This window comes from Pseudomonas panipatensis (assembly GCF_900099785.1).
In the GTDB taxonomy this organism is placed as follows: domain Bacteria; phylum Pseudomonadota; class Gammaproteobacteria; order Pseudomonadales; family Pseudomonadaceae; genus Pseudomonas; species Pseudomonas panipatensis.
Genome location: NZ_FNDS01000007.1, coordinates 197,993 through 220,251, shown reverse-complemented (window position 1 = coordinate 220,251; position 22,259 = coordinate 197,993). Strand labels below are relative to the sequence as shown.

Below are 22,259 nucleotides of genomic sequence, written 5' to 3'. Positions count from 1 at the left end.
TGAGTCACCCCTTCCGGGTAAAGGCCAGAACCCGCTCATTGGCCACCGGCTCCAGGGCCGGGTGCTGCCAATCGACCACTTCGCCGACGCCTATCACCAACAATCCTCCCGGCGCCAGGCGCTCGGCCAGGCGGTTGAGGATTTCCCGGCGGCGCCAGCGTCGGAAATAGATCAGCAGGTTCTGACAAAAGATCACATCCATGCCGGACATCGGCGCCTGCGCCAGCTCCAGCACATTTATTCGCGTACAGCAGACCCGCTCGGCCAGGCCCGGCTCGACTCGGTAGCGACCGTCGGCCTGTACCTGGAAATACCGCTGCACCAGGCCAGCCTCGACATCGTCGAGCTTGCGCGCCGGATACAGCGCCTCACGCGCCTTGTTCAGGGCATTGAGGCTGATATCGGTGCCCGTCACGCCGAACAACCCCGGCAACGCCATCTCGCGCAGCGCCTCGGCTGCCACCATGGCCAGCGAGTAGGGTTCCTCGCCGCTGGAACAACCGACGCTCCACAGCGCCAGCGGCCGCCCCAGGCCTTCGAGGCGCTGGCGCAGGTAATCGGCGAGCAGCTCGAAGGACGCTGGATGGCGGAAGAAACGGGTTTCCTGAACGGTCAGGCGGTCCAGCAGAGTCGACCACTCCACCGCACCGCGCGGTCCATCGGTGACCTGGCGGTAATAGCTGGCGTAGTCGCCGATCCCCAGTTCGCGCATGCGCGCGCCCAGGCTGGTCTGCAGGAAAGCCCGGCGCTGCTCGTTGACCACGACGCCGGTACGGTCCTCCAGTAGAGCCTGCCAGTCGCGGAACTCCGCCGCCGACATGTCGGCCAACGGCTGCAACGACCAGACGCCAGTTGCCTGCATGTCGCGCCTCTCGCTCAAGACTGTCATGCGCGGCCGGCTTCACGACCGCGCATCTCCTGCTCAGGCCTGTTCCGCAAGATCCGGCAGCTTGAAGCCGGATACGGAGTTACGCATCTCGCTCGCCATCTTCGCCAGGTTACCGATGCTGCGCGCAGTGGCGGTGGTACCGGCGGAGGTCTGCGAGGTGATTTCCTGGATCACGTTCATGGTGTTGGAAATATGGCCGGCGGAGGACGCCTGCTGACGTGCGGCGTTGGAGATGTTCTGGATCAGCGCCGCCAGGGTCTTGGATACCTTTTCGATCTCTTCCAGGGCGACACCGGCGTCCTGCGCCAGGCGCGCACCGCGGACCACTTCGGAGGTGGTCTGCTCCATCGAGATCACCGCTTCGTTGGTGTCGGTCTGAATGGTCTTCACCAGCGCCTCGATCTGCTTGGTCGCGGCGGAGGAACGTTCCGCGAGGCGCTGTACTTCGTCCGCTACCACGGCGAAGCCACGGCCCGCGTCACCGGCCATGGATGCCTGGATCGCGGCGTTCAGGGCGAGGATGTTGGTCTGGTCGGCGATGTCGTTGATCAGGCTGACGATGTCACCGATCTCCTGGGACGACTCACCGAGGCGCTTGATCCGCTTCGAGGTGTCCTGGATCTGCTCACGGATGTTGTCCATGCCGGTGATGGTGTTGTGCACCACTTCGTTACCCTTGTTGGCGATGGCTACGGAACGTTCCGCTACCGCCGAGGATTCCGAGGCGTTCGCCGATACCTGGTCAATGGACACCGCCATCTCGTTGATCGCCGCGGAGGCGCCGGCGATTTCCTGGGCCTGGTGCTCGGACGCTTCGGCCAGGTGCATCGCCGTGGCCTGGGTTTCCTGGGCTGCGGCGGCCACCTGCACGGCGGTCAGGTTGATGGTTTCCACCAGCTCGCGGAGCTGGTCGATGGAGTAGTTGATGGAGTCGGCGATCGCCCCGGTGAAGTCTTCGGTCACGGTCGCGGCCACGGTCAGGTCACCGTCGGCGAGGTCGGCGATTTCGTCGAGCAGTCGCAGAATCGCCGCCTGGTTGCGTTCGTTCTTCTCGGCGGTTTCGGCCAGTCGACGGTTGGTCTCGCGCACCATCACCAGACCGATGAGGATGACCGAACCCAGCGCCAGGATACCCAGGACGATACTGGCGATCTGGTTCAGGTGACGGCCAGAGGCCAGGCTCTCGAAGCCGTCGGCCAGTTTCGACGCCTTGTCCAGCAGGGTCTGCGAGCTGGTGAAGATGGTGTTCGCCGATTCCCGAACCTGGAACAGCTCAGGCGAGGTTTCGAGGATCTCGTCCACCGAGCCGGAAACGAATTCGAACAGCTCGGAAATCTCGTTCAGGCGGTCCACCGCCTCGGCGTTGCTCACCTTGGAGATGCTCATCGCCGCGTTGCCTTCCTTCATGCCCTTGAGCACCCGGCCGAACAGGCTGGCGTCACGGCCGAAGCTGTCGGCGGCCTGCACCGAGTTCTCGTCGCCGGCGAGCACCTTGTTCACCGAGCCGAGGATACGTTCGGCGAGCAGCGACTGGCGCTGGGCCACGGCGACCTGGTCGGCGGGCGCGCCGTTTTCCAGGAGGATGTCCACGACTTCCTCGTATTCCACCTGCAGTTGCGGGATGGTTTCGGCGAGGGTCGCGGCCACCTGGTGCAGCGACAGTACGGTCTGCTCGCTGGCGACGATGGAGTCGGTGTTCTTGCGCAGTTGGTCCCACTCCTTCTGCACGTCCCCCATCTGCGCCTGTACCTGGGCCGGGCTCGGCGGCAGGCCGGTGGCCTCGTCGCCCTTGAGCAGCACGTTCCAGCGCTTCTCGAAGTCGTTGCGCGCTTCCTTCAGCAGCTTGAACGCTTCGCTCTTGCCCGCCGCCGCTTCGGTGGCGTTCTTCGCGATCCGTTGCGACAGCACGCGCAGCTCACCGGCGTGGCCGATGTACTGTTTGTCGTGGTTCGACTGGGTGTTGAGGTAGGCGAAGTTGGCGAACAGCAACACGATCGACACGATCAGGACGATGAAGAGTCCGGCGACCAGTGAACTGCTACGCGTGCCCGAGAAAAGACTGCCTGCTTTGATTTTTTTCATATACGGCCCCCGCCTGGACCCACCACGCTTACGGTTCCATGTCACAACAAGGGCCGGAAAAACCGGCCCAACCGGTAAAACTAGCTGGCGACGTCGAGAAAGCCCGGGTGCTGCGCCAGGGCATGCGGGCTGAATACCAGCCAGGGCTGCTCTCGATGGAATACGCCATGAATAAAGGGTTGCAATGCCGCCTCCAGGGGCGGCAACTGCTCGCTGAAGGTATCCACCGGGAAGTGCTGCATGCCGAACACCTCATCGACGATGAGGCCGGCGAAGACATCCCCGTGTTCCACCACCAGCACGCGGCGCTGTTTGCGCAAGGGCGACAGCTCCGCGCCGAGAAAACCGCACAGGTCCATGATCGGCAATAGGCGACCACGCACGTTGGCCACGCCCTTGACCCACTCGCGCACGCCCGGCAGCAAGGTGTAGCGGGGCTCGTGGAGCACCTCGCCGACCTCCCCCATGGGCGCCACGAACAGGCGCCCGGCCATACGGAAGCCAATACCGTTCCAGCTCTGCACGGCCTCGCGCTGCGCGGGCAGGCCCGCGGCCAGGAGGCGGCAACGCTGATCGATTTCGCTGAGGAGCTGGAACGGACTCTGGACGTGGGACATGCCGGCCCTGGCCTTTTCTAATAATTATCCGCTGCCGCCAGGTTTCAGCCGGCGAGCACCGCGTTGATGGTCTTCAACAGCGTGTCTTCGTCCACCGGTTTGGTCAGGTAGTCGCGCGCGCCCTGGCGCTTGCCCCAGACCTTGTCGGTTTCCTGATCCTTGGTGGTGACGATGATGACCGGAATGGCGCTGGTTTCCGGGTCCTTCGACAGCTGGCGGGTGGCCTGGAAACCGTTCAGGCCCGGCATGACGATGTCCATCAGGACCACGTCGGGCTTTTCCTGGCGGGCCAGGGCGACGCCATCGGCGCCGTTCTCGGCCTTGAGCACCTGATGCGAATGCTTCTCCAGCATCGCGGTCAGCTTGTACATCTCGGTCGGAGAGTCATCAACAATCAGAATTCGAGCCATTGGGTTCCCCTAGGAAAGGCATCACCGGCACGCGCGGCCGGACATCAGGAAGCTTGCTCCACCGGGGTGAAGTCGGGCACGTGGGTCTTGATGGCGCCGAGCAGCTCTTCCTTGCTGAAAGGCTTGGTGAGGTACTGGTCGGAGCCGACGATTCGACCCTTGGCCTTGTCGAACAGGCCGTCCTTGGAGGACAGCATGATCACCGGGGTGGATTTGAAGGCGCTGTTGTTCTTGATCAGGGCGCAGGTCTGATAGCCGTCGAGGCGCGGCATCATGATGTCGACGAAGATGATATTGGGATGGGTGTCGGCGATCTTCGCCAACGCGTCGAAGCCGTCGACCGCCGTGATGACGTCGCAGCCGACCTTTTTCAGCAAGGTTTCCGCGGTGCGACGAATCGTCTTGGAATCGTCGATCACCATGACTTTCAAACCATCGGAATGCTGTTCCATGTTCGCCCTTAGCATCTCGGTGAATCGTTCACTGGCTTATATTCAGTGCGCTAACGCCCTGCCACCGTCGGGCTGCGACCCAATCGTCGGAACCTTTTAGCACACTCTCCCCAATCCATCCATAACGCCCCGGATGCACTGGCTTTTTCCTTGACCGGGCCCCTGTCCGGCGCCACCCTGAGCATCCTTTCAGCGCTTTTTCGGTGCGGTTCGATAGCGCACCCCGACCCTTTGGAGGACACCCCATGAGCGTACGCCTGGGCATCGTGATGGACCCCATCGCGAACATCAACTTCAAGAAGGACAGCTCCCTGGCGATGCTGCTGGCGGCCCAGGCCCGTGGCTGGTCGCTGTTCTATATGGAACAACAGGATCTTTACCAGAAAGCGAACCAGGCACACGCCCGTGTCCGCAGTCTCAAGGTCTTCAACGATGCCGAACGCTGGTACGAGCTGGAGGAAGAAACCGACCTGCCGCTCGCCGAGCTGGACGTGATCCTGATGCGCAAGGACCCGCCCTTCAACAACGAATACATCTATTCCACTTACCTGCTGGAGCAGGCCGAGCGCGCCGGGACCCTGGTGGTCAACCGCCCGCACAGTCTGCGCGACTGCAACGAGAAGTTCTTCGCCACCCTGTTCCCGCAATGCACGCCGCCGACCGTGGTCACCCGGCGAGCCGACATTCTGCGCGAGTTCGCCGCGGAACATCGTGACATCATTCTCAAACCCCTCGAAGGCATGGGCGGAACCATGATTTTCCGCCATCGCGAGGGCGACCCTAACCTCTCGGTGATCCTCGAGACCCTGACCCACCACGGCAGCCTGCAGATCATGGCGCAGCGCTACATCCCGGAAATCAAGGACGGCGACAAGCGCATCCTGATGATCGACGGCGAACCGGTGGAGTACTGCCTGGCGCGCATCCCGGCGCAAGGCGAAACGCGCGGCAACCTGGCCGCCGGCGGCCGTGGCGTCGCCCAGCCGCTGTCCGCCCGCGACCGCTGGATCGCCGAACAGGTCGGCCCGCAACTGCGCGAGCGCGGCCTGCTGTTCGTCGGCCTGGACGTGATCGGCGACTACCTCACCGAGATCAACGTCACCAGCCCGACCTGCATCCGCGAGATCGACAAGGTCTACGACACGCGCATCGGCGAGCGCCTGATGGATGCCATCGAGGGCAAACTGAAGGCCCGCGACAGCGCTTCGCAAGTTTGACGCAGCCGACAACTTGACGCTTGCCGCTTGCAGGCAACGGCCGGGGACCGCAGACTTCGCCCACCCCGGCCGACACGAACCGCAATGAACGCTGCAACCCATCCCGACTATCCCGTCCCCACCGGCGTCCGCCCGGCGGATCGGCTGGGTTTCACCCTGTTCGTCGCCGCCATCCTGCACGTCGCGCTGATTCTCGGCGTGGGCTTCTCCATGCCCATGTCGAGCCAGTTGAGCAAGACCCTGGAAATCACCCTGGCGACCTTCAAGAGCGAGAAAAAGCCGGAGAAGGCCGATTACCTGGCGCAGATGAACCAGCAGGGCAGCGGCACCCTGGAACACAAGGCGATCCCCAAGACCACCGAGCAGGCGCCGTTCCAGGACACCGAAGCGAAGAAATTCGCCCCGCCGCAGACGCCCAAACAGGCGAAGAACCCGGAAGCACCGAAGACCGCCGTGGCGACCAAGGCGCCGCGCCCGGACAAGGTCCAGGCCAAGACCCAATCGCCCAAGGCCGAACCGGTGGCCAAGCCGGCACCGCAGTTCGACTCCAGCCAGCTCTCGGCGGAAATTTCCAGCCTCGAGGCCGATCTCTCCCAGGAGCGCCAGGCCTATGCCAAGCGCCCGCGCATCCACCGCCTGACCGCGGCCTCGACCATGCGCGACAAGGGCGCCTGGTACAAGGAAGAGTGGCGCAAGAAGATCGAGCGCATCGGCAACCTCAACTACCCGGACGAAGCCCGCCGCCAGGGCATCTACGGCAGCCTGCGCCTGCTGGTGTCGATCAACAGCGACGGCTCGCTGTACGAGGTCCAGGTGCTGGAGTCCTCCGGCCAGCCGCTGCTCGACCAGGCCGCCCAGCGCATCGTGCGCCTGGCCGCGCCCTTCGCGCCCTTCACCGGCGACCTGTCGGACATCGACCGCCTGGAAATCATCCGCACCTGGCGCTTCGAGCGCGGCGACCGGCTGTCCAGCCAGTAACGGCGCCGACCGGCAGCGCCGGGCAGCGCCGCGCTTTCACCCGCGGCCCGCCGACTGAAGCTTGCAGGGCAACCGGCTAAGCCTGAAACTAGCTGGCATGAAGAGCACGCCCACCTATCTCAAGCACCACTTCCTCATCGCCATGCCGCACATGGCGGACCCCAACTTTGCCCAGACCGTCACCTATCTGGTCGAGCACAACGAGCAAGGCGCCATGGGCCTGGTGATCAACCGCCCCAGCGGCCTCAGCCTCAGCGACGTGCTCGAGCAGCTGCGCGCGGACGAGCTGCCGCCGGCGCGTTGCCAGGGCGTCAACGTCTACAGCGGCGGCCCGGTGCAGACCGACCGCGGCTTCGTCCTGCATCCGACCGGCCAGACCTTCCAGGCCACCGTGGAACTGGGCGAACTGAATCTTTCCACCTCCCAGGACATCCTCTTCGCCATCGCCGACGGCAGCGGCCCGCAGAAGAGCCTGATCGCCCTCGGCTATGCCGGCTGGGAAGCGGGCCAACTGGAAGCCGAACTGAGCGACAACGCCTGGCTGACCTGCCCGGCCGATCCGGCGATCCTCTTCGACACCCCCAGCGAACAACGCCTGGCCGCCGCCGCCGAGCGCCTGGGGATCAACCTCAGCCTGCTCACCGCCCAGGCCGGGCACGCCTGATGGCCGGCCCCCCCCGCCTGTTGCTGGGTTTCGATTACGGCACCAAGCAGATCGGCGTGGCCGTCGGCCAGGCGATCACCGGCCAGGCCCGCGAACTCTGCGTGCTCAAGGCGCAGAACGGCGTTCCCGACTGGAACAAGGTCGAAGCCCTGATCAAGGAATGGCAGCCCGACGCCATCGTCGTCGGCCTGCCGCTGAACATGGACGGCAGCCCCAGCGAGATGAGCGAGCGCGCGGAGAAATTCGCCCGCCGCCTGAACGGCCGCTTCAACCTGCCGGTGCACACCCACGACGAACGCCTGACCACCTATGCGGCCAAGGGCGAGCGCCTGGCCCAGGGCCAGCGCGACGGCTACCGCGAACGCCCGGTGGACGCCCTGGCCGCGGCCCTGCTGCTGGAAGGCTGGCTGGCCGAACACGGCGCTTGACCTGCCGCAGCCGCGCGCCTGGCAAAGCCGCTAATCTTCAGAGGACGCCCCACGCAACGGGCGCCCAAGGAATCACCGGCGACCGCGTGCGGTCCGCCCCGAGCACCATTCAGGAGAAGTCATGACCCTGCCCAGCCCCGCCGAACTCCTGCCGCGCATGGCCACCGACCTGCGCAATCACCTCGCCGCGCGCGGCATCGACTCGCCGCGCTTCGTCGGCATCCACACCGGCGGCATCTGGGTCGCCCAGGCACTGCTCAAGGAGCTGCACAGCGACGAGATCCTCGGCATCCTCGACGTCTCCTTCTACCGCGACGACTTCACCCAGAGCGGCCTGCACCCGCAGGTCCGTCCGTCGGAACTGCCTTTCGAGGTCGACGGCCAGCACCTGGTGCTGGTGGATGACGTGCTGATGAGCGGCCGCACCATCCGCGCCGCGCTCAACGAGCTGTTCGACTACGGTCGCCCGGCCAGCGTGACCCTGGTCTGCCTGCTCGACCTCAATGCCCGCGAGCTGCCGATCCGCCCCGACGTGGTCGGCCAGACCCTGTCGCTCGCCCCCAATGAGCGGGTAAAATTGCGCGGTCCCGCACCACTCATCCTCGAACGCACCCTAATCGGCGCGCTCTGAGCGCACACGCCATCTTTTCAACATTCAGGGCCTGCCCCATGCCGACAGACGCCAAGCGCCCGCTGCAGCTCAACGACCAGGGCCAGCTACGCCACTTCCTCTCGCTCGACGGCCTGCCCCGCGAGCTGCTGACGGAAATCCTCGACACCGCCGACTCCTTCCTGGAAGTCGGCGCCCGCGCGGTGAAGAAAGTCCCGCTGCTGCGCGGCAAGACCGTGTGCAACGTGTTCTTCGAGAACTCCACGCGCACCCGCACCACCTTCGAACTGGCCGCCAAGCGGCTGTCCGCCGACGTCATCACGCTGAACGTGTCGACCTCCTCGACCAGCAAGGGCGAGACCCTCACCGACACCCTGCGCAACCTCGAAGCGATGGCCGCCGACATGTTCGTGGTGCGCCACAGCGACTCCGGCGCCGCGCACTTCATCGCCGAACACGTCAGCCCCAAGGTGGCGGTGATCAACGGCGGCGACGGTCGTCACGGGCACCCGACCCAGGGCATGCTCGACATGCTCACCATCCGCCGCCACAAAGGCGGTTTCGAGAACCTCTCGGTGGCCATCGTCGGCGACATCCTGCACTCGCGGGTAGCGCGCTCGAACATGCTGGCGCTGAAAACCCTCGGCTGCCCGGACATCCGCGTCATCGCCCCGCGCACCCTGCTGCCGATCGGCCTGGAAGAGGCCTACGGCGTGCGCGTCTTCAGCGACGCCAACCAGGGGCTGAAGGATGTCGATGTGGTGATCATGCTGCGCCTGCAGCGCGAGCGCATGCAGGGCGGCCTGCTGCCCAGCGAAGGCGAGTTCTTCAAGCTCTACGGCCTCACCGAGAAGCGCCTGAGGCTGGCCCGCCCGGACGCCATCGTCATGCACCCCGGCCCGATCAACCGGGGCGTCGAGATCGAATCGGCGGTGGCCGACGGCGAGCAGTCGGTGATTCTCAACCAGGTGACCTACGGGATCGCCATCCGCATGGCCGTGCTGTCCATGGCCATGAGCGGGCAGAACGCCCAACGCCAGTTGGAACAGGAGCACGCGCAATGACCGTCAGCATTCACGGCGCCCACCTGATCGACCCCGCCAGCGGTCTGGACCAGGTCTGCGACATCCACATCGAAGCCGGGCGGATCATCGCCCTCGGCGCCGCCCCCGCCGACTTCCACGCCGCCCAGGAAATCGACGCCGCCGGACTGATCGCCGCGCCTGGCCTGGTCGACCTCAACGTCGCCCTGCGCGAACCGGGCTACAGCCGCAAGGGCAATATCGAAAGCGAAACCCGCGCCGCCGCCGCCGGTGGCGTCACCAGCCTGTGCTGCCCGCCGCAGACCAAGCCGGTGCTGGACACCCCGGCGGTGACCGAGCTGATCCTCGACCGTGCCCGCGAAGCCGGCAACGCCAAGGTCTTCCCGATCGGCGCGCTGACCCGCGGCCTGGCCGGCGAACAACTGTCCGAACTGGTCGCCCTGCGCGACGCCGGCTGCGTAGCCTTCACCAACGGCCTGGCGCCGATGGCCAGCAACCGCGTGCTGCTGCGCTCGCTGGAGTACGCGGCGACCTTTGACCTGACGGTGATCTTCACCTCGCAGGACGCCGACCTGGCCGAAGGCGGCCTGGCCCACGACGGCCCCACCGCCAGCTTCCGTGGTCTGGCCGGCATTCCGGAAACCGCCGAGACCATCGCCCTGGCGCGCAACCTGCTGCTGGTCGAACAGAGCGGCGTACGCGCGCACTTCAGCCAACTGACCAGCGCCCGTGGCGTCGAGATGATCGCCCAGGCCCAGGCCCGTGGCCTGCCGGTCAGCGCCGATGTGGCGCTGTACCAGTTGATCCTCACCGACGAGGCCCTGGCCGACTTCTCCAGCCTCTACCACGTGCAGCCGCCGCTGCGCACCCGCAAGGACCGCGACGCCCTGCGCGAGGCGGTGAAGAGCGGCGTGATCCAGGCCATCGCCAGCCACCACCAGCCGCACGAGGCGGACGCCAAGAATGCGCCCTTCGCCGCCACCGATCCGGGCATCAGCAGCGTCGAACTGCTGTTGCCGCTGGCCATGACCCTGGTGCAGGACGGCCTGCTCGACCTGCCGACCCTGCTGGCGCGCCTCTCCTGCGGCCCGGCCGACGCCCTGCGCCTGCCGGCCGGGCGCATCGCCGTGGGCCAGTCCGCCGACCTGGTGCTGTTCGAATCGCAAGGCCAGACCCTGGCCGGCGAGACCTGGTACTCGCGCGGACACAACTGCCCGTTCACCGGCCACTGCCTGCCGGGCGCGGTGCGCTGCACCCTGGTGGACGGCCATATCGTCCACGCGGTGTAAGCCGCCCAGGCACGGAAAAGCCCGCCATTCGGCGGGCTTTTTCATGCGCGTCCCGGCACCTCTCTGGTTGGGCGCATAACGCCCCAGCGCTACGTCGTCGACAACCCCACGAGCCGCACGGCGCCGGGCTTCAGATCGTCGCCAGCGCCTGGGCCAAGTCGGCACGCAAGTCCTCCAGGTCCTCGACGCCCACCGACAGGCGGATCAGCCCATCGCCGATGCCCAGCTCGGCGCGGGTCTCCGCCGGGATGCTGGCGTGGGTCATGATCGCCGGGTGCTCGATCAGGCTTTCCACGCCCCCCAGGCTCTCGGCCAGGGCGAAGATGCGCACGTTCTCCAGGAAGCGCCTGGCGCCAGCCAGGTCGGTAGCCAGGTCCAGGGAAATCATGCCGCCGAAGCCGTCCATCTGCCGCAGCGCCAGCTCGTGCTGGGGATGCGACGCCAGGCCGGGGTAATGCACCCGGCGCACCTGCGGCTGGCGTTCGAGCCACTCCGCCAATTGCAGCGCATTGCTGCAATGGCGCTCCATGCGCAGGGCCAGGGTCTTCACGCCGCGCAAGGTGAGGAAGGCATCGAAGGGGCCGGCGATGGCACCCACGGCGTTCTGCAAAAAGCCCAGGCGCTCGGCCAGGTCGGCGTTGTCACCGACCACGGCGATGCCGCCGATGACGTCGGAGTGGCCATTCAGGTACTTGGTCGAGGAATGCACCACCACATCGAAGCCGAGGCTCAGCGGCCGCTGGATACGCGGGCTGGCGAAGGTGTTGTCGGCCACGCAGAGGATGCCGCGGCCGCGGCACAGGTGGGCGATGGCGGCCAGGTCGGCCAGGCGCAGCAACGGATTGCTCGGGGTTTCCACCCAGACCATGCGGGTCTCCGGGCGTAGCGCCGCCTCGATGGCCGCCAGGTCGGCCAGGTCGACGAAGCTGAAGTCATGTCCGGCGCTGCGCCGGCGCACGCGTTCGAACAGGCGGAAGGTGCCGCCATAGATGTCATTGCCGGAGACGATGTGCGAACCGGCGTCGAGCAGTTCCAGCACCGAGGAAATGGCCGCCAGCCCGGAAGCGAAGGCAAAGGCGCGGCTGCCGCCCTCCAGGTCCGCCACGCAGCGTTCCAGGGCCCAGCGCGTGGGGTTGTGCGAGCGTCCATAGTCGAGGCCCTTGTGCACGCCGGGGCTCTGCTGCACGTAGGTGGAGTTGGCGTAGATCGGCGGCATGATCGCCCCGGTGGAGGGGTCGGGCGACTGTCCGGCGTGGATCACCCGGGTGGCGAAGCCTAGGGGCGAGTGGGAATCCTGGCTCATGCGAGCGTCCTCCGCAGATGATTGAGCAGGTCGGAACGGGTGATCAGCCCGTAGAAGCCCGAGGCATCGGCAATGATCGCCACCAGGCCGCGATCCAGTTCGGCCTGCAGCTCCGCCAGGCTGGCAGCGGGCGGCAGGGTTTCCAGGCGGGTGGTCATGGCCGTGGTGACCGCCTGGTGGAAATGCGTGGCATCGGCATGCACGCCGAGCAGGATGTCGGACTCGTCGATGACGCCAACCAAATGCCCCTGGTCGAGCACCGGCAGTTGCGAGATATCCGCCAGGCGCATGCGCTGGAAGGCGGTGAGCAGGGTGTCCGTCGGCCCCACGCTGATCACCCGGCCTTCCTCGACGCGCCGCGCGATCAGATCGCGCAGGTCGCCATAGCGCTTGCGTTGCAGCAATCCTTGGTCGGTCATCCACTGGTCGTTGTAGACCTTCGACAGGTAGCGCGTGCCGGTATCGCAGACGAAGCTGAGCACCCGCTTCGGCGCGGTCTGCTCGCGGCAATAGCGCAAGGCCGCCGCCAGCAGGGTGCCGGTGGAGGAGCCGCCGGGAATCCCTTCGACGCGCAGCAGCTCGCGGGCATGGGCGAAGCTCTCGGCGTCGCTGATGGTATAGGCGCGGCGCACGCTGGAAAGGTCGGCGATGGCCGGGACGAAGTCCTCGCCGATGCCTTCCACCGCCCAGGAACCGACCGTGCCGAGCGTGCCGCTGCGGGAATACTCAGCCATCACCGAGCCGAGCGGGTCGGCCAGGACCATTTCCAGGTGCGGCTGAACCTTCTGGAAGAACCGCGTCAGCCCGGTCAGGGTGCCGGCGGAACCGACGCCGACCACGATGGCGTCAAGGTCGTGTCCGGTCTGCTGCCAGATCTCCGGCGCAGTGCTGGTTTCGTGGGCCAGCGGATTGGCCGGGTTGTTGAACTGGTCGGCGAAGAAGGCGTCGGGGATTTCGCCGGCCAGGCGCGCGGCGACGTCCTGGTAGTACTCCGGGTGGCCCTTGCCGACGTCGGAGCGGGTGATGTGCACCTCGGCGCCCATGGCCTTGAGGTGCAGGACTTTCTCGGTGGACATCTTGTCCGGCACCACCAGCACCACCCGGTAGCCCTTGGCGCGACCGACCAGGGCCAGGCCGAGACCGGTGTTGCCGGCGGTGGCTTCGACGATGGTGCCGCCAGGGCGCAGGCGGCCGTCGCGCTCGGCGGTCTCGATCATGGCCACGCCGATGCGGTCCTTGATCGAGCCACCGGGGTTCTGTGACTCCAGCTTGAGGAACAGGGTGCAGCAGCCGGTATCGAAGCGCGTGACCCGAACCAACGGCGTATTGCCGATCAGGTCGAGCACGGCGGGGCGGGTTTCGTTCGTCATCGCAGTACCTCATGGCAGGCGGAACGAGCGGCGCTGCCCGGGCAGGCTGACGTCGGTCTGCTGTGCACCTTAGGCCGCCGCGGGCGACCCCGCCAGGACGCGCCGACGAAAAAGCCCGCCGGTTGGCGGGCTTGTCGAACGACGCCGGACTACAGGCGTTGCGGTGCGTTGCGCTCGGAGACCTGCGCGTTCAGCGTCCAGAAGTCATAGAGCACGCCGACGAAGAACAGCCCCCCGGTGAGCAGGTAGAGGATGCCGCTGAGCCACTTGCCCATGTACATGCGATGCACACCGAACACGCCGAGGAAGGTCAGCAGTATCCAGGCCACGTTGTAGTCGAGGGCGCCGGCGCGGTAGCGCTGGTCGGCCTCGTTGTCCATCGAGGGAATCAGGAACAGGTCGATGATCCAGCCGATGAAGAACAGCCCGAAGGTGAAGAACCAGAGGGTGCCGGTGATCGGCCGTCCGTAGTAGAAGCGGTGCGAGCCGGTGAAACCGAATATCCACAGCAGGTAGCCTATGGCCTTGCTGTGCGTGTCTGGGGTGTTGGACATCTGTGCCTCCTTTGCCGGCTTGCCTTGGATTCGACCCGCGCCAGGGCGCCGGGTTTTCCCACACTGTCAGAAATCTCTGCGGCCAGACAGCCCATGAAACGCAAAAGCCCGCCTTGGGGCGGGCTTTTCGGGGCTTTCCGAGTCAGCGGAAACGGCGCGCGGAATCCTCGTCGCTCATTTCCAGGGTCAACCCCTGGGTCATGCTGCTCAGGTGATCGGCATCGGTTTCCGAGCCCAGCTTGATCATCAGGCGCAGGTCGTTGGCCGAGTCGGCGTAGGCCAGGGCGTCCTCGTAGGTGATCTCGCCCTGCGAGTAGAGCTGGTACAGCGCCTGGTCGAAGGTCTGCATGCCCTGCTCGGTGGAGCGCTTCATCAGCGGCTTGAGTTCATGCACCTCGCCCTTGCGGATCAGGTCGGCGGCCAGCGGGGTGTTGAGCAACACCTCGATCACCGCGCGGCGGCCTTTGCCGTCGGGGGTCGGCACCAGTTGCTGGGCGACGATGGCCTTGAGGTTCAGCGACAGGTCCATCCAGATCTGCTGGTGGCGGTCGGCGGGGAAGAAGTGAATGATCCGCTCCAGCGCCTGGTTGGCGTTGTTGGCGTGCAGGGTCGCCAGGCACAGGTGACCGGTTTCGGCGAAGGCCACGGCGTGCTCCATGGTCTCGCGCGAGCGCACCTCGCCGATCATGATCACGTCCGGCGCCTGGCGCAGGGTGTTCTTCAGGGCCACTTCGAAGGTGTCGGTATCCAGCCCCACCTCACGCTGGGTGACGATGCAGCCCTGGTGCTGGTGGATGAATTCGATCGGGTCTTCGATGGAGATGATGTGCCCGGTGGAGTTCTTGTTGCGGTAGCCGATCATCGCCGCCAGCGAGGTGGACTTACCGGTGCCGGTGGCGCCGACGAAGATCACCAGGCCGCGCTTGGTCATCGCCAGTTTCTTGAGGATTTCCGGCAGTTTCAGGTCTTCGATGGTCGGGATGCTGGTCTCGATGCGCCGCAGCACCATGCCCACCAGGTTGCGCTGGTAGAAGGCACTGACGCGGAAGCGGCCGATGCCGCGGGCGCTGATGGCGAAGTTGCACTCGTGATTCTCGGCGAAGTCGCGGCGTTGCTGCTCGTTCATCACCGAGAGCACGGTTTCCCGGGTCTGCTCCGGCGACAACGGCGCCTTGGTCACGTGCAGGACCTTGCCATTGACCTTCATCGCTGGTGGCACGCCGGCGGTAATGAAGAGGTCGGAAGCGCCCTTCTCCACCATCAGACGCAACAGTTTTTCGAATTCCATGATCGTTCCCGCCTGGTTCACGCGCAGTCTGTGGCAAGGTCACGGGAGCGGCTGCGTGCGGCACGCTCCGTGCGTCGGGCACCCGGCCCGACGGATCAGAAGTTTTCCGGGATCTTGGCCTTTTCCTTGGCCGCCTCGCGGTTGACCAGGCCCTTGGCGACCAGCCCCTTCAGGCACATGTCGAGGGTCTGCATGCCCAGCGCGCCGCCGGTCTGGATGGCCGAGTACATCTGCGCCACCTTGTCCTCGCGGATCAAGTTACGGATCGCCGGGGTGCCGATCATGATCTCGTGGGCCGCCACCCGGCCGCCGCCGATCTTCTTCAGCAGGGTCTGGGAGACCACCGCCTGCAAGGATTCGGAAAGCATGGAGCGGACCATGGATTTCTCTTCGGCGGGGAACACGTCGACGATACGGTCGATGGTCTTGGCCGCCGAGGTGGTGTGCAGGGTGCCGAACACCAGGTGGCCGGTTTCCGCGGCGGTCAGCGCCAGGCGGATGGTTTCCAGGTCGCGCATCTCGCCGACCAGGATGATGTCCGGGTCTTCCCGCAGGGCCGAGCGCAGCGCTTCGTTGAAGCCGAGGGTGTCACGGTGCACCTCACGCTGGTTGACCAGGCACTTCTTCGACTCGTGGACGAATTCGATCGGGTCTTCGACGGTGAGGATGTGGCTGTACTTGGTGTTGTTCAGGTAATCGAGCATGGCCGCCAGCGAGGTCGACTTGCCCGAACCGGTCGGCCCGGTGACCAGCACCAGCCCGCGCGGCACATCGGAGATACGCTTGAACACCTCGCCCATGCCCAGGTCTTCCATGGTCAGCACCTTGGAAGGAATGGTCCGAAACACGGCGCCGGCGCCGCGGTTCTGGTTGAAGGCGTTGACCCGGAAGCGCGCGACGCCGGGGACTTCGAAGGAAAAGTCGGTTTCCAGGAATTCCTCGTAATCCTTGCGCTGCTTGTCGTTCATGATGTCGTAGATCAGCGCGTGCACCTGCTTGTGCTCCAAGGGCGGCAGGTTGATCCGGCGCACATCGCCGTCGACGCGGATCATCGGCGGCAGACCGGCCGAGAGGTGCAGGTCCGACGCGCCTTGCTTGGCGCTGAAGGCGAGCAACTCAGTAATATCCATGGGACTCCCCAATCCAATGCAAGCAGGTAGAATGCCGCTGAACTCGCAGCAGCCGGGCGGTAGAGCGCAGGTAATGTCCACGATAGCAGAGAATATTGCAAAGGTTCGCACGCGCATCCGTGAGGCGGCGCAAGCTTGCGGACGCGCGCCGGAGAGCGTGCGCTTGCTGGCGGTGAGCAAGACCAAACCCGCCGCCGACATTCGCGCCGCCCACGCCTGCGGTCTCGTCGACTTCGGCGAGAACTACCTGCAGGAAGCCCTCGCCAAGCAGAGCGAACTGGCCGACCTGGCGCTGACCTGGCATTTCATAGGGCCGATCCAGTCGAACAAGACCCGGCCGATCGCCGAGCACTTCCACTGGGTGCACTCGGTGGACCGCCTGAAGGTCGCCCAGCGCCTCTCCGAACAACGCCCGGCGGGGCTGCCGCCGCTGAACCTGTGCCTGCAGGTCAACGTCAGCGGCGAAGCCAGCAAGTCCGGTTGCGCGCCCGAAGAGCTGGCGGAACTGGCGCGGGCCGTCCACGCACTGCCCAATCTGACCCTGCGCGGGCTGATGGCGATTCCCGAGCCCACCGAGGACATCGCCGCCCAGCACGCCGCCTTCGCCCGCCTGCGCCAGCTCATGATCGACCTGGACCTGGGGCTGGACACCCTGTCCATGGGCATGAGCCACGATCTCGAAGCCGCCATCGCCGAAGGCGCCACCTGGGTACGCATCGGTACCGCGCTGTTCGGCGCGCGCGACTACGGCACCACCCCTTGATAAAGGAAAGCTTCCCATGAGCACTACCCGCATCGCCTTCATCGGCGCCGGCAACATGGCCGCCAGCCTGATCGGTGGATTGCGCGCCCAGGGCGTGCCTGCCGAGTACATCCGCGCCAGCGACCCGGGCGCCGAGCAACGCGCGAAGATCGCCGCCGAGCACGGCATCCAGGTCTTCGAAGACAACGCCAGCGCCATCGCCGGCGCCGACGTGGTGGTCCTGGCGGTCAAGCCGCAAGTCATGAAGCAGGTCTGCGAGCCGTTGGCCGCGCTGCTCGAACCGGGCCAACTGATCGTCTCCATCGCCGCCGGCATCCCCTGCGCCAGCCTGGCGCGCTGGCTGGGCACCCAGACCCTGGTGCGCTGCATGCCGAACACCCCGGCACTGCTCGGCGAAGGCGCCAGCGGCCTGTACGCCACCGCGCAGGTGAGCGCCGCCCAACGCCAGCAGGCTGAACACCTCCTCGGCGCCGTCGGTATCGCCCTGTGGCTGGACGACGAAAAGCAGATCGACGCCGTCACCGCCGTCTCCGGCAGTGGCCCGGCCTACTTCTTCCTGCTCATGGAAGCGATGACCGCCGCAGGCGAGAAGCTCGGCCTGAGCGCGGACGTCGCCGCCCGCCTGACCCTGCAGACCGCCCTCGGCGCCGCGCGCATGGCGCTGGCCAGCGACGTCGGCCCGGCCGAACTGCGCCGTCGAGTGACCTCGCCCAAGGGCACCACCGAGGCCGCCATCACTGCCTTCCAGGCGAATGGATTCGAAGCACTGGTCGAACGCGCCCTGGCCGCCGCCGACCACCGTTCCGCCGAGCTGGCCGAACAACTGGGGCAATAAGGAGCCTTACATGACCGGACTTTCCACCGCTGCCATCTATGTCATCCAGACCCTTGGCAGCCTGTACCTGCTGATCGTCCTGCTGCGCTTCATCCTGCAACTGGTGCGCGCCGACTTCTACAACCCGCTGAGCCAGTTCATCGTGCGCGCCACCAAGCCGCTGCTGAACCCGCTGCGCAAGGTCATCCCCGGCTTCGGCGGCATCGACCTGGCCTCGCTGGTGCTGGCGATACTGGTGCAACTGGTGCTGATGGTCGTCACCCTGACCCTGATGGGCTACGGTGTCGCCGGCTACATCCTGCAACTGCTGGTGTGGTCGCTGATCGCCGTCACCTCGCTGTTCCTCAAGGTGTTCTTCTTCGCCCTGATCGTCAGCGTGATCCTCTCCTGGGTCGCGCCGGGCAGCTACAACCCCGGCGCGCAACTGGTCAACCAGATCTGCGAGCCGATGCTGGCGCCCTTCCGCAAGCTGCTGCCGAACCTCGGCGGCCTGGATATCTCACCGATCTTCGCCTTCATCGCGCTGAAACTGATCGACATGCTGGTGATCGGCAATCTGGCCGCGATGACCGGCATGCCGCAGATCCTCAGCCCGTTCATGTAAAAACCGCCGCGGCGGCGATACCCCCTGGGGTAGCCGGTGCTTGCGCAGTTGCCAGACATGGCGCGCGCATCCCCGGCTGCCCCCGCTTCGTCGCGCGCCGGCCCGCGCACGCCAGGAGTCCGATAGCCCGATGAGCTTCTACCGCTGGGACGGCGAGGACCTGATCCTCGATTGCCACCTGCAGCCCAAGGCGAGCCGCGACGAGTTCGCCGGGCTGCACGGTGAACGCCTGAAAATCCGCCTCACCGCGCCGCCCATCGAAGGCAAGGCCAATGCCCACCTGCTGGCCTTCCTCGGCAAGGCCTTCGGCGTGCCGAAGAGCACGGTAGTGCTGGAAAGCGGCGAGTTGAACCGGCAGAAGCGCGTGCGCATCCCACGCCCGGCGAAGCTGCCGGCGGAGCTGGGGATAACCGCTCGGTCGCCTTGACTGACCTTACGCGCAGGAATGTGAAGGAGGCCAATTGACGGCCCCCCGGCGCACCGCATAATTCGCCCAACTCTTCCCCTGCGCAGGACGCGCCAGCCTAAGGAACACCCGGATGAGCATGGAGCGACTCAGTCAGCAGATCGACGCCTACGTCACCTGGAAGCGGGAACTGATCCGGGACATCACGCGCTACCGCACCTGGCTGGAGCACTGCCGGCTGAACACTGCGGACGTCGACAACCGCCTGGAGCGCGCCCTGCGCCTGCTGCGTCAGGACCACATCACCCTGGCCTTCGTCGGCGAGTTCTCCCGCGGCAAGACCGAGCTGATCAACAGCCTGTTCTTCTCCGAATATGGCCAGCGCATGCTGCCCTCGCGCGCCGGACGCACCACCATGTGTCCGACCGAGCTGTTCTTCGATCCCCGCTCGGAACGCCCCTACATCCGCCTGCTGCCCATCGAAACGCGCATGGCCGACGCCAGCATCGCCCAGTTCAAGCGCGTGCCGCGGCACTGGGTGAACATCCCGCTGGACACCTCCGACCCGGCGAACATGGCCGACGCCTTCGCCCAGGTCGCGCGGACCAAGGCCATGCCGGTGGAGCAGGCCATCCAGCTGGGATTCCTTCCAGACATGCTGGAGAGCACCGACCGGCCCGGCATGGTGCTGGTCCCGGCCTGGCGCCATGCCCTGGTCAATTTCGACCATCCGCTGCTGCGCCAGGGCCTGCGCATCCTCGACACCCCTGGCCTGAACGCCCTCGGCAGCGAGCCGGAGCTGACCCTGTCGATGCTCCCCAGCGCCCAGTCGGTGCTCTTCCTGCTGGCCGCCGACAGCGGCATCACCGCCTCCGACATGGCGATCTGGCAGGACCACGTGCGGCAACTCGGCGAAGACGGCCAATGCAGCCTCTATGCGGTGCTGAACAAGGTCGACGTGCTCTGGGATGACCTCGCCGGCGATGCCTTCGTGGGCAACGCCATCCAGAGAATTCGTGAATCCACCGCGCGTCAGCTGGGCATTGGCCAGGATGCCGTGCTGCCACTGTCGGCCAAGCAGGCGTTGCTGGCCAAGGTCCGCGGCGACCGCGACCTGCTCGCCCGTAGTCAACTGGAAAACCTCGAAGCGCTGCTCTGCGAGCGCATCGTGGCGCAGAAGGAGCGCCTGCTGGAGCAAGCCGTGGTCGGCCAGGTTCTGTCCCTGCTGCACAACAGCCAGCAGACCCTGCGCACCCGCCTGGAGCGGATACGCGAGCAGCGGACGCTGCTCGACGGCCAGCAGCAGGACAGCGGCCAACTGCTGTTCGAAATGACCGCGCGCACCAAGGACGACCATGGCCAGCACCACCGCCGCCTGCTCAACCTGAAGACCAATCAGCGCCTGCTGCGCCGCCAGGGCGAACTGCTTCGCCACACGCTGCGCAGCGAACGCCTGGAACACCACCTGGAGCGGGTGCGGGAGAAACTCCAGGGCAGTTGGACCACGCTCGGCATCAACCAGGCGATCCTGGGGTTCTTCCAGGCCGTCGAAGGCGACCTCTACACCCTGCGCCATGAGGCCGAACTGGCCAACCGCATCGTCGATGCCATCTACCAGCGGCACAACCGGGAAAACCCGCTGAACGCCCTGGACGCACCGATCTTCGACGTCGAACGCTACGTGCGCGAACTGGCCCGCCTGCAGGACAAGGCCGACCGCTTCCGCCTGCACCTGAAGACGCTGCTCACCGAGCAGCGCCTGTTGAGCCGGCGCTTCTTCTCCACCCTGGCGCGCGAAGTCATCAACCTGCACCAGCGCCTGCGCGAGGAAGCCGAGCACTGGGCCGCCGATGCCCTGATGCCGCTGATGCAGTACACCCTGGAGAACAAGCAGCTACTGGAAACCCACATGCTGCGGCTCAAGGCCCTGGCCCAGGAAACCCAACAGGCGCGCCGACGCTCCCTGCTCATGGGTCGCTACCAGGAAGAACTGGAGAAGCAATTGGCCGAGGCGTCGGAAATCTTCCGCCTGCTGCGCCGACCGGCGCCACTGCAGCGCCAGGCCCGCGTGGTCACCCTGCCCGGCTCGCAACGCGCCTGACGCGCCCCCGGCAAGCACGCTGCTTGCCGCAGTGGGCGGTGCTCTTTAGACTTGTCGCCCTCCTTTATTAACGAGCTGGGTCGATGCCAACAGTCTTCCCCGAAGATTCCGTCGGTCTGGTCTCACCCCAGACGCTGCATTTCAGCGAGCCGCTGGCCCTGGCCTGCGGCAAGACGCTGCCCGAATACCAGCTGGTGATCGAGACCTACGGCGAGTTGAACCCCACGGCGAGCAACGCCGTGCTGATCTGCCACGCGCTCTCCGGCCACCACCATGCCGCCGGCTACCACCGCCCCGACGAGCGCAAGCCGGGCTGGTGGGACAGCTGCATCGGCCCGGGCAAGGCCATCGATACCCGCAAGTTCTTCGTCGTCGCGCTGAACAACCTTGGCGGCTGCAACGGCTCCACCGGGCCGGCCAGCCCGAATCCGGCGACCGGGCGCATCTACGGCGCCGACTTCCCGGTGGTCACCGTGGAAGACTGGGTGCACAGCCAGGCGCGCCTGGCCGACCGCCTGGGCATCCGCCAGTGGGCCGCGGTGGTCGGCGGCAGCCTCGGCGGCATGCAGGCACTGCAATGGACCATCAGCTACCCGGAGCGCGTGCGTCACTGCATCTGCATCGCCAGCGCGCCCAAGCTGTCGGCGCAGAACATCGCCTTCAACGAGGTCGCGCGCCAGGCGATTATCTCCGACCCGGATTTCCACGGCGGACACTTCCAGGAACAGGGTGTGATCCCCAAGCGCGGCCTGATCCTGGCGCGCATGGTCGGGCACATCACCTACCTGTCGGACGACGCCATGGGCGAGAAATTCGGCCGCGTGCTCAAGACCGACAAGCTCAACTACGACCTCAACAGCGTCGAGTTCCAGGTCGAGAGCTACCTGCGCTATCAGGGCGAAGAGTTCTCCACCCGTTTCGATGCCAATACCTATCTATTGATGACCAAGGCGCTGGACTACTTCGACCCGGCCGCCGCCCACGACGACAACCTGACCCGCACCCTCGCCGAGGTCAAGGCAGACTTCTGCCTGATGTCCTTCACCACCGACTGGCGCTTCTCCCCGGCGCGCTCGCGGGAAATCGTCGACGCCCTGGTCGCCGCGAAGAAGAACGTCAGCTACCTGGAGATCGACGCACCGCAAGGCCACGACGCCTTCCTCATGCCGATTCCCCGCTACCTGCAAGCCTTCAGCGGTTACATGAACCGCATCAGCGTATAAAGG

At 66.1% G+C, this 22,259-nt stretch carries 23 protein-coding genes; 13 read left to right on the top strand and 10 right to left on the bottom strand.

All coding sequences use genetic code 11. The features are described 5' to 3' along the window. Nucleotides 1-4: 4 nt before the first annotated feature. The 5 genes from BLQ74_RS17540 to pilG form a co-directional block, all read right to left on the bottom strand. Entirely contained in the window at nt 5-862 is an 858-nt protein-coding gene (locus BLQ74_RS17540; protein ID WP_090264494.1) for a protein-glutamate O-methyltransferase, read from the bottom strand. Between the two features lie 60 nt (nt 863-922). Further along, nucleotides 923-2,971, bottom strand: coding sequence for a methyl-accepting chemotaxis protein (locus BLQ74_RS17535; RefSeq protein WP_090264490.1), 2,049 nt, complete (start codon nt 2,969-2,971; stop codon nt 923-925). Between the two features lie 80 nt (nt 2,972-3,051). Beyond that, the gene (locus BLQ74_RS17530; protein WP_090264488.1) at nt 3,052-3,588 is read right to left on the bottom strand and encodes a chemotaxis protein CheW; all 537 of its coding nucleotides are present in this window, start codon (nt 3,586-3,588) and stop codon (nt 3,052-3,054) included. A 44-nt stretch (nt 3,589-3,632) separates the two neighbouring features. Next, entirely contained in the window at nt 3,633-3,998 is a 366-nt protein-coding gene (gene pilH, locus BLQ74_RS17525; RefSeq protein WP_043248635.1) for a twitching motility response regulator PilH, read from the bottom strand. A 44-nt stretch (nt 3,999-4,042) separates the two neighbouring features. Beyond that, nucleotides 4,043-4,450, bottom strand: a complete 408-nt coding sequence (gene pilG / locus BLQ74_RS17520) for a twitching motility response regulator PilG (protein WP_090264486.1) — start codon at nt 4,448-4,450, stop codon at nt 4,043-4,045. A 245-nt stretch (nt 4,451-4,695) separates the two neighbouring features. On the opposite strand from pilG, the gene gshB reads away from it, so the two are divergent. The 7 genes from gshB to BLQ74_RS17485 all read left to right on the top strand — a co-directional run bounded on the left by gshB (nt 4,696) and on the right by BLQ74_RS17485 (nt 10,679). After that, nucleotides 4,696-5,667: a glutathione synthase gene (gshB, locus tag BLQ74_RS17515; RefSeq protein ID WP_090264484.1), complete on the top strand. Its 972-nt coding sequence runs from the start codon at nt 4,696-4,698 to the stop codon at nt 5,665-5,667. Nucleotides 5,668-5,751: 84 nt separating this feature from the next. Next, nucleotides 5,752-6,645, top strand: coding sequence for an energy transducer TonB (locus BLQ74_RS17510; protein ID WP_090264482.1), 894 nt, complete (start codon nt 5,752-5,754; stop codon nt 6,643-6,645). A 97-nt stretch (nt 6,646-6,742) separates the two neighbouring features. After that, on the top strand, nt 6,743-7,309 hold the full coding sequence (locus BLQ74_RS17505) for a YqgE/AlgH family protein (RefSeq protein ID WP_090264480.1): 567 nt from the start codon (nt 6,743-6,745) through the stop codon (nt 7,307-7,309). After that, a complete protein-coding gene (ruvX, locus tag BLQ74_RS17500) occupies nt 7,309-7,737 on the top strand; it encodes a Holliday junction resolvase RuvX (protein ID WP_090264478.1) in 429 nt (142 codons plus the stop codon). Before BLQ74_RS17505 ends, ruvX begins: the two co-directional genes overlap by 1 nt. 121 nt (nt 7,738-7,858) lie before the next feature. Further along, entirely contained in the window at nt 7,859-8,368 is a 510-nt protein-coding gene (gene pyrR / locus BLQ74_RS17495; protein WP_090264476.1) for a bifunctional pyr operon transcriptional regulator/uracil phosphoribosyltransferase PyrR, read from the top strand. A 38-nt stretch (nt 8,369-8,406) separates the two neighbouring features. Continuing rightward, the gene (locus BLQ74_RS17490) at nt 8,407-9,411 is read left to right on the top strand and encodes an aspartate carbamoyltransferase catalytic subunit (RefSeq protein WP_090264474.1); all 1,005 of its coding nucleotides are present in this window, start codon (nt 8,407-8,409) and stop codon (nt 9,409-9,411) included. Continuing rightward, the gene (locus BLQ74_RS17485; protein ID WP_090264472.1) at nt 9,408-10,679 is read left to right on the top strand and encodes a dihydroorotase; all 1,272 of its coding nucleotides are present in this window, start codon (nt 9,408-9,410) and stop codon (nt 10,677-10,679) included. Before BLQ74_RS17490 ends, BLQ74_RS17485 begins: the two co-directional genes overlap by 4 nt. Before the next feature lie 130 nt (nt 10,680-10,809). On the opposite strand, the gene BLQ74_RS17480 is transcribed toward BLQ74_RS17485, so the two are convergent. The 5 genes from BLQ74_RS17480 to pilT form a co-directional block, all read right to left on the bottom strand. Next, nucleotides 10,810-11,982, bottom strand: coding sequence for a cystathionine gamma-synthase (locus tag BLQ74_RS17480; RefSeq protein ID WP_090264470.1), 1,173 nt, complete (start codon nt 11,980-11,982; stop codon nt 10,810-10,812). Further along, nucleotides 11,979-13,352 (bottom strand): pyridoxal-phosphate dependent enzyme, encoded by a 1,374-nt coding sequence (locus tag BLQ74_RS17475; RefSeq protein WP_090264468.1) that lies wholly within the window; start codon nt 13,350-13,352, stop codon nt 11,979-11,981. Before BLQ74_RS17475 ends, BLQ74_RS17480 begins: the two co-directional genes overlap by 4 nt. 149 nt (nt 13,353-13,501) lie before the next feature. Then, nucleotides 13,502-13,906 (bottom strand): NINE protein, encoded by a 405-nt coding sequence (locus BLQ74_RS17470; RefSeq protein ID WP_090264466.1) that lies wholly within the window; start codon nt 13,904-13,906, stop codon nt 13,502-13,504. Nucleotides 13,907-14,048: 142 nt separating this feature from the next. Further along, entirely contained in the window at nt 14,049-15,194 is a 1,146-nt protein-coding gene (locus BLQ74_RS17465; RefSeq protein WP_090264464.1) for a PilT/PilU family type 4a pilus ATPase, read from the bottom strand. Nucleotides 15,195-15,289: 95 nt separating this feature from the next. Then, a complete protein-coding gene (pilT, locus tag BLQ74_RS17460) occupies nt 15,290-16,324 on the bottom strand; it encodes a type IV pilus twitching motility protein PilT (RefSeq protein WP_090264463.1) in 1,035 nt (344 codons plus the stop codon). Nucleotides 16,325-16,397: 73 nt separating this feature from the next. On the opposite strand from pilT, the gene BLQ74_RS17455 reads away from it, so the two are divergent. The 6 genes from BLQ74_RS17455 to metX all read left to right on the top strand — a co-directional run bounded on the left by BLQ74_RS17455 (nt 16,398) and on the right by metX (nt 22,256). After that, nucleotides 16,398-17,087: a YggS family pyridoxal phosphate-dependent enzyme gene (locus BLQ74_RS17455; RefSeq protein WP_090264461.1), complete on the top strand. Its 690-nt coding sequence runs from the start codon at nt 16,398-16,400 to the stop codon at nt 17,085-17,087. A gap of 16 nt (nt 17,088-17,103) precedes the next feature. Continuing rightward, nucleotides 17,104-17,922 (top strand): pyrroline-5-carboxylate reductase, encoded by an 819-nt coding sequence (gene proC, locus BLQ74_RS17450; RefSeq protein ID WP_090264459.1) that lies wholly within the window; start codon nt 17,104-17,106, stop codon nt 17,920-17,922. Between the two features lie 10 nt (nt 17,923-17,932). Next, nucleotides 17,933-18,526, top strand: a complete 594-nt coding sequence (locus BLQ74_RS17445; protein ID WP_090264457.1) for a YggT family protein — start codon at nt 17,933-17,935, stop codon at nt 18,524-18,526. Nucleotides 18,527-18,656: 130 nt separating this feature from the next. Next, nucleotides 18,657-18,953 (top strand): DUF167 domain-containing protein, encoded by a 297-nt coding sequence (locus BLQ74_RS17440; protein ID WP_090264455.1) that lies wholly within the window; start codon nt 18,657-18,659, stop codon nt 18,951-18,953. Nucleotides 18,954-19,065: 112 nt separating this feature from the next. Beyond that, complete coding sequence (locus BLQ74_RS17435; RefSeq protein ID WP_090264453.1) at nt 19,066-21,033, top strand: dynamin-like GTPase family protein; 1,968 nt, start codon at nt 19,066-19,068, stop codon at nt 21,031-21,033. An 83-nt stretch (nt 21,034-21,116) separates the two neighbouring features. Next, the gene (metX, locus tag BLQ74_RS17430) at nt 21,117-22,256 is read left to right on the top strand and encodes a homoserine O-succinyltransferase MetX (RefSeq protein ID WP_090264451.1); all 1,140 of its coding nucleotides are present in this window, start codon (nt 21,117-21,119) and stop codon (nt 22,254-22,256) included. Nucleotides 22,257-22,259 lie beyond the last annotated feature (3 nt).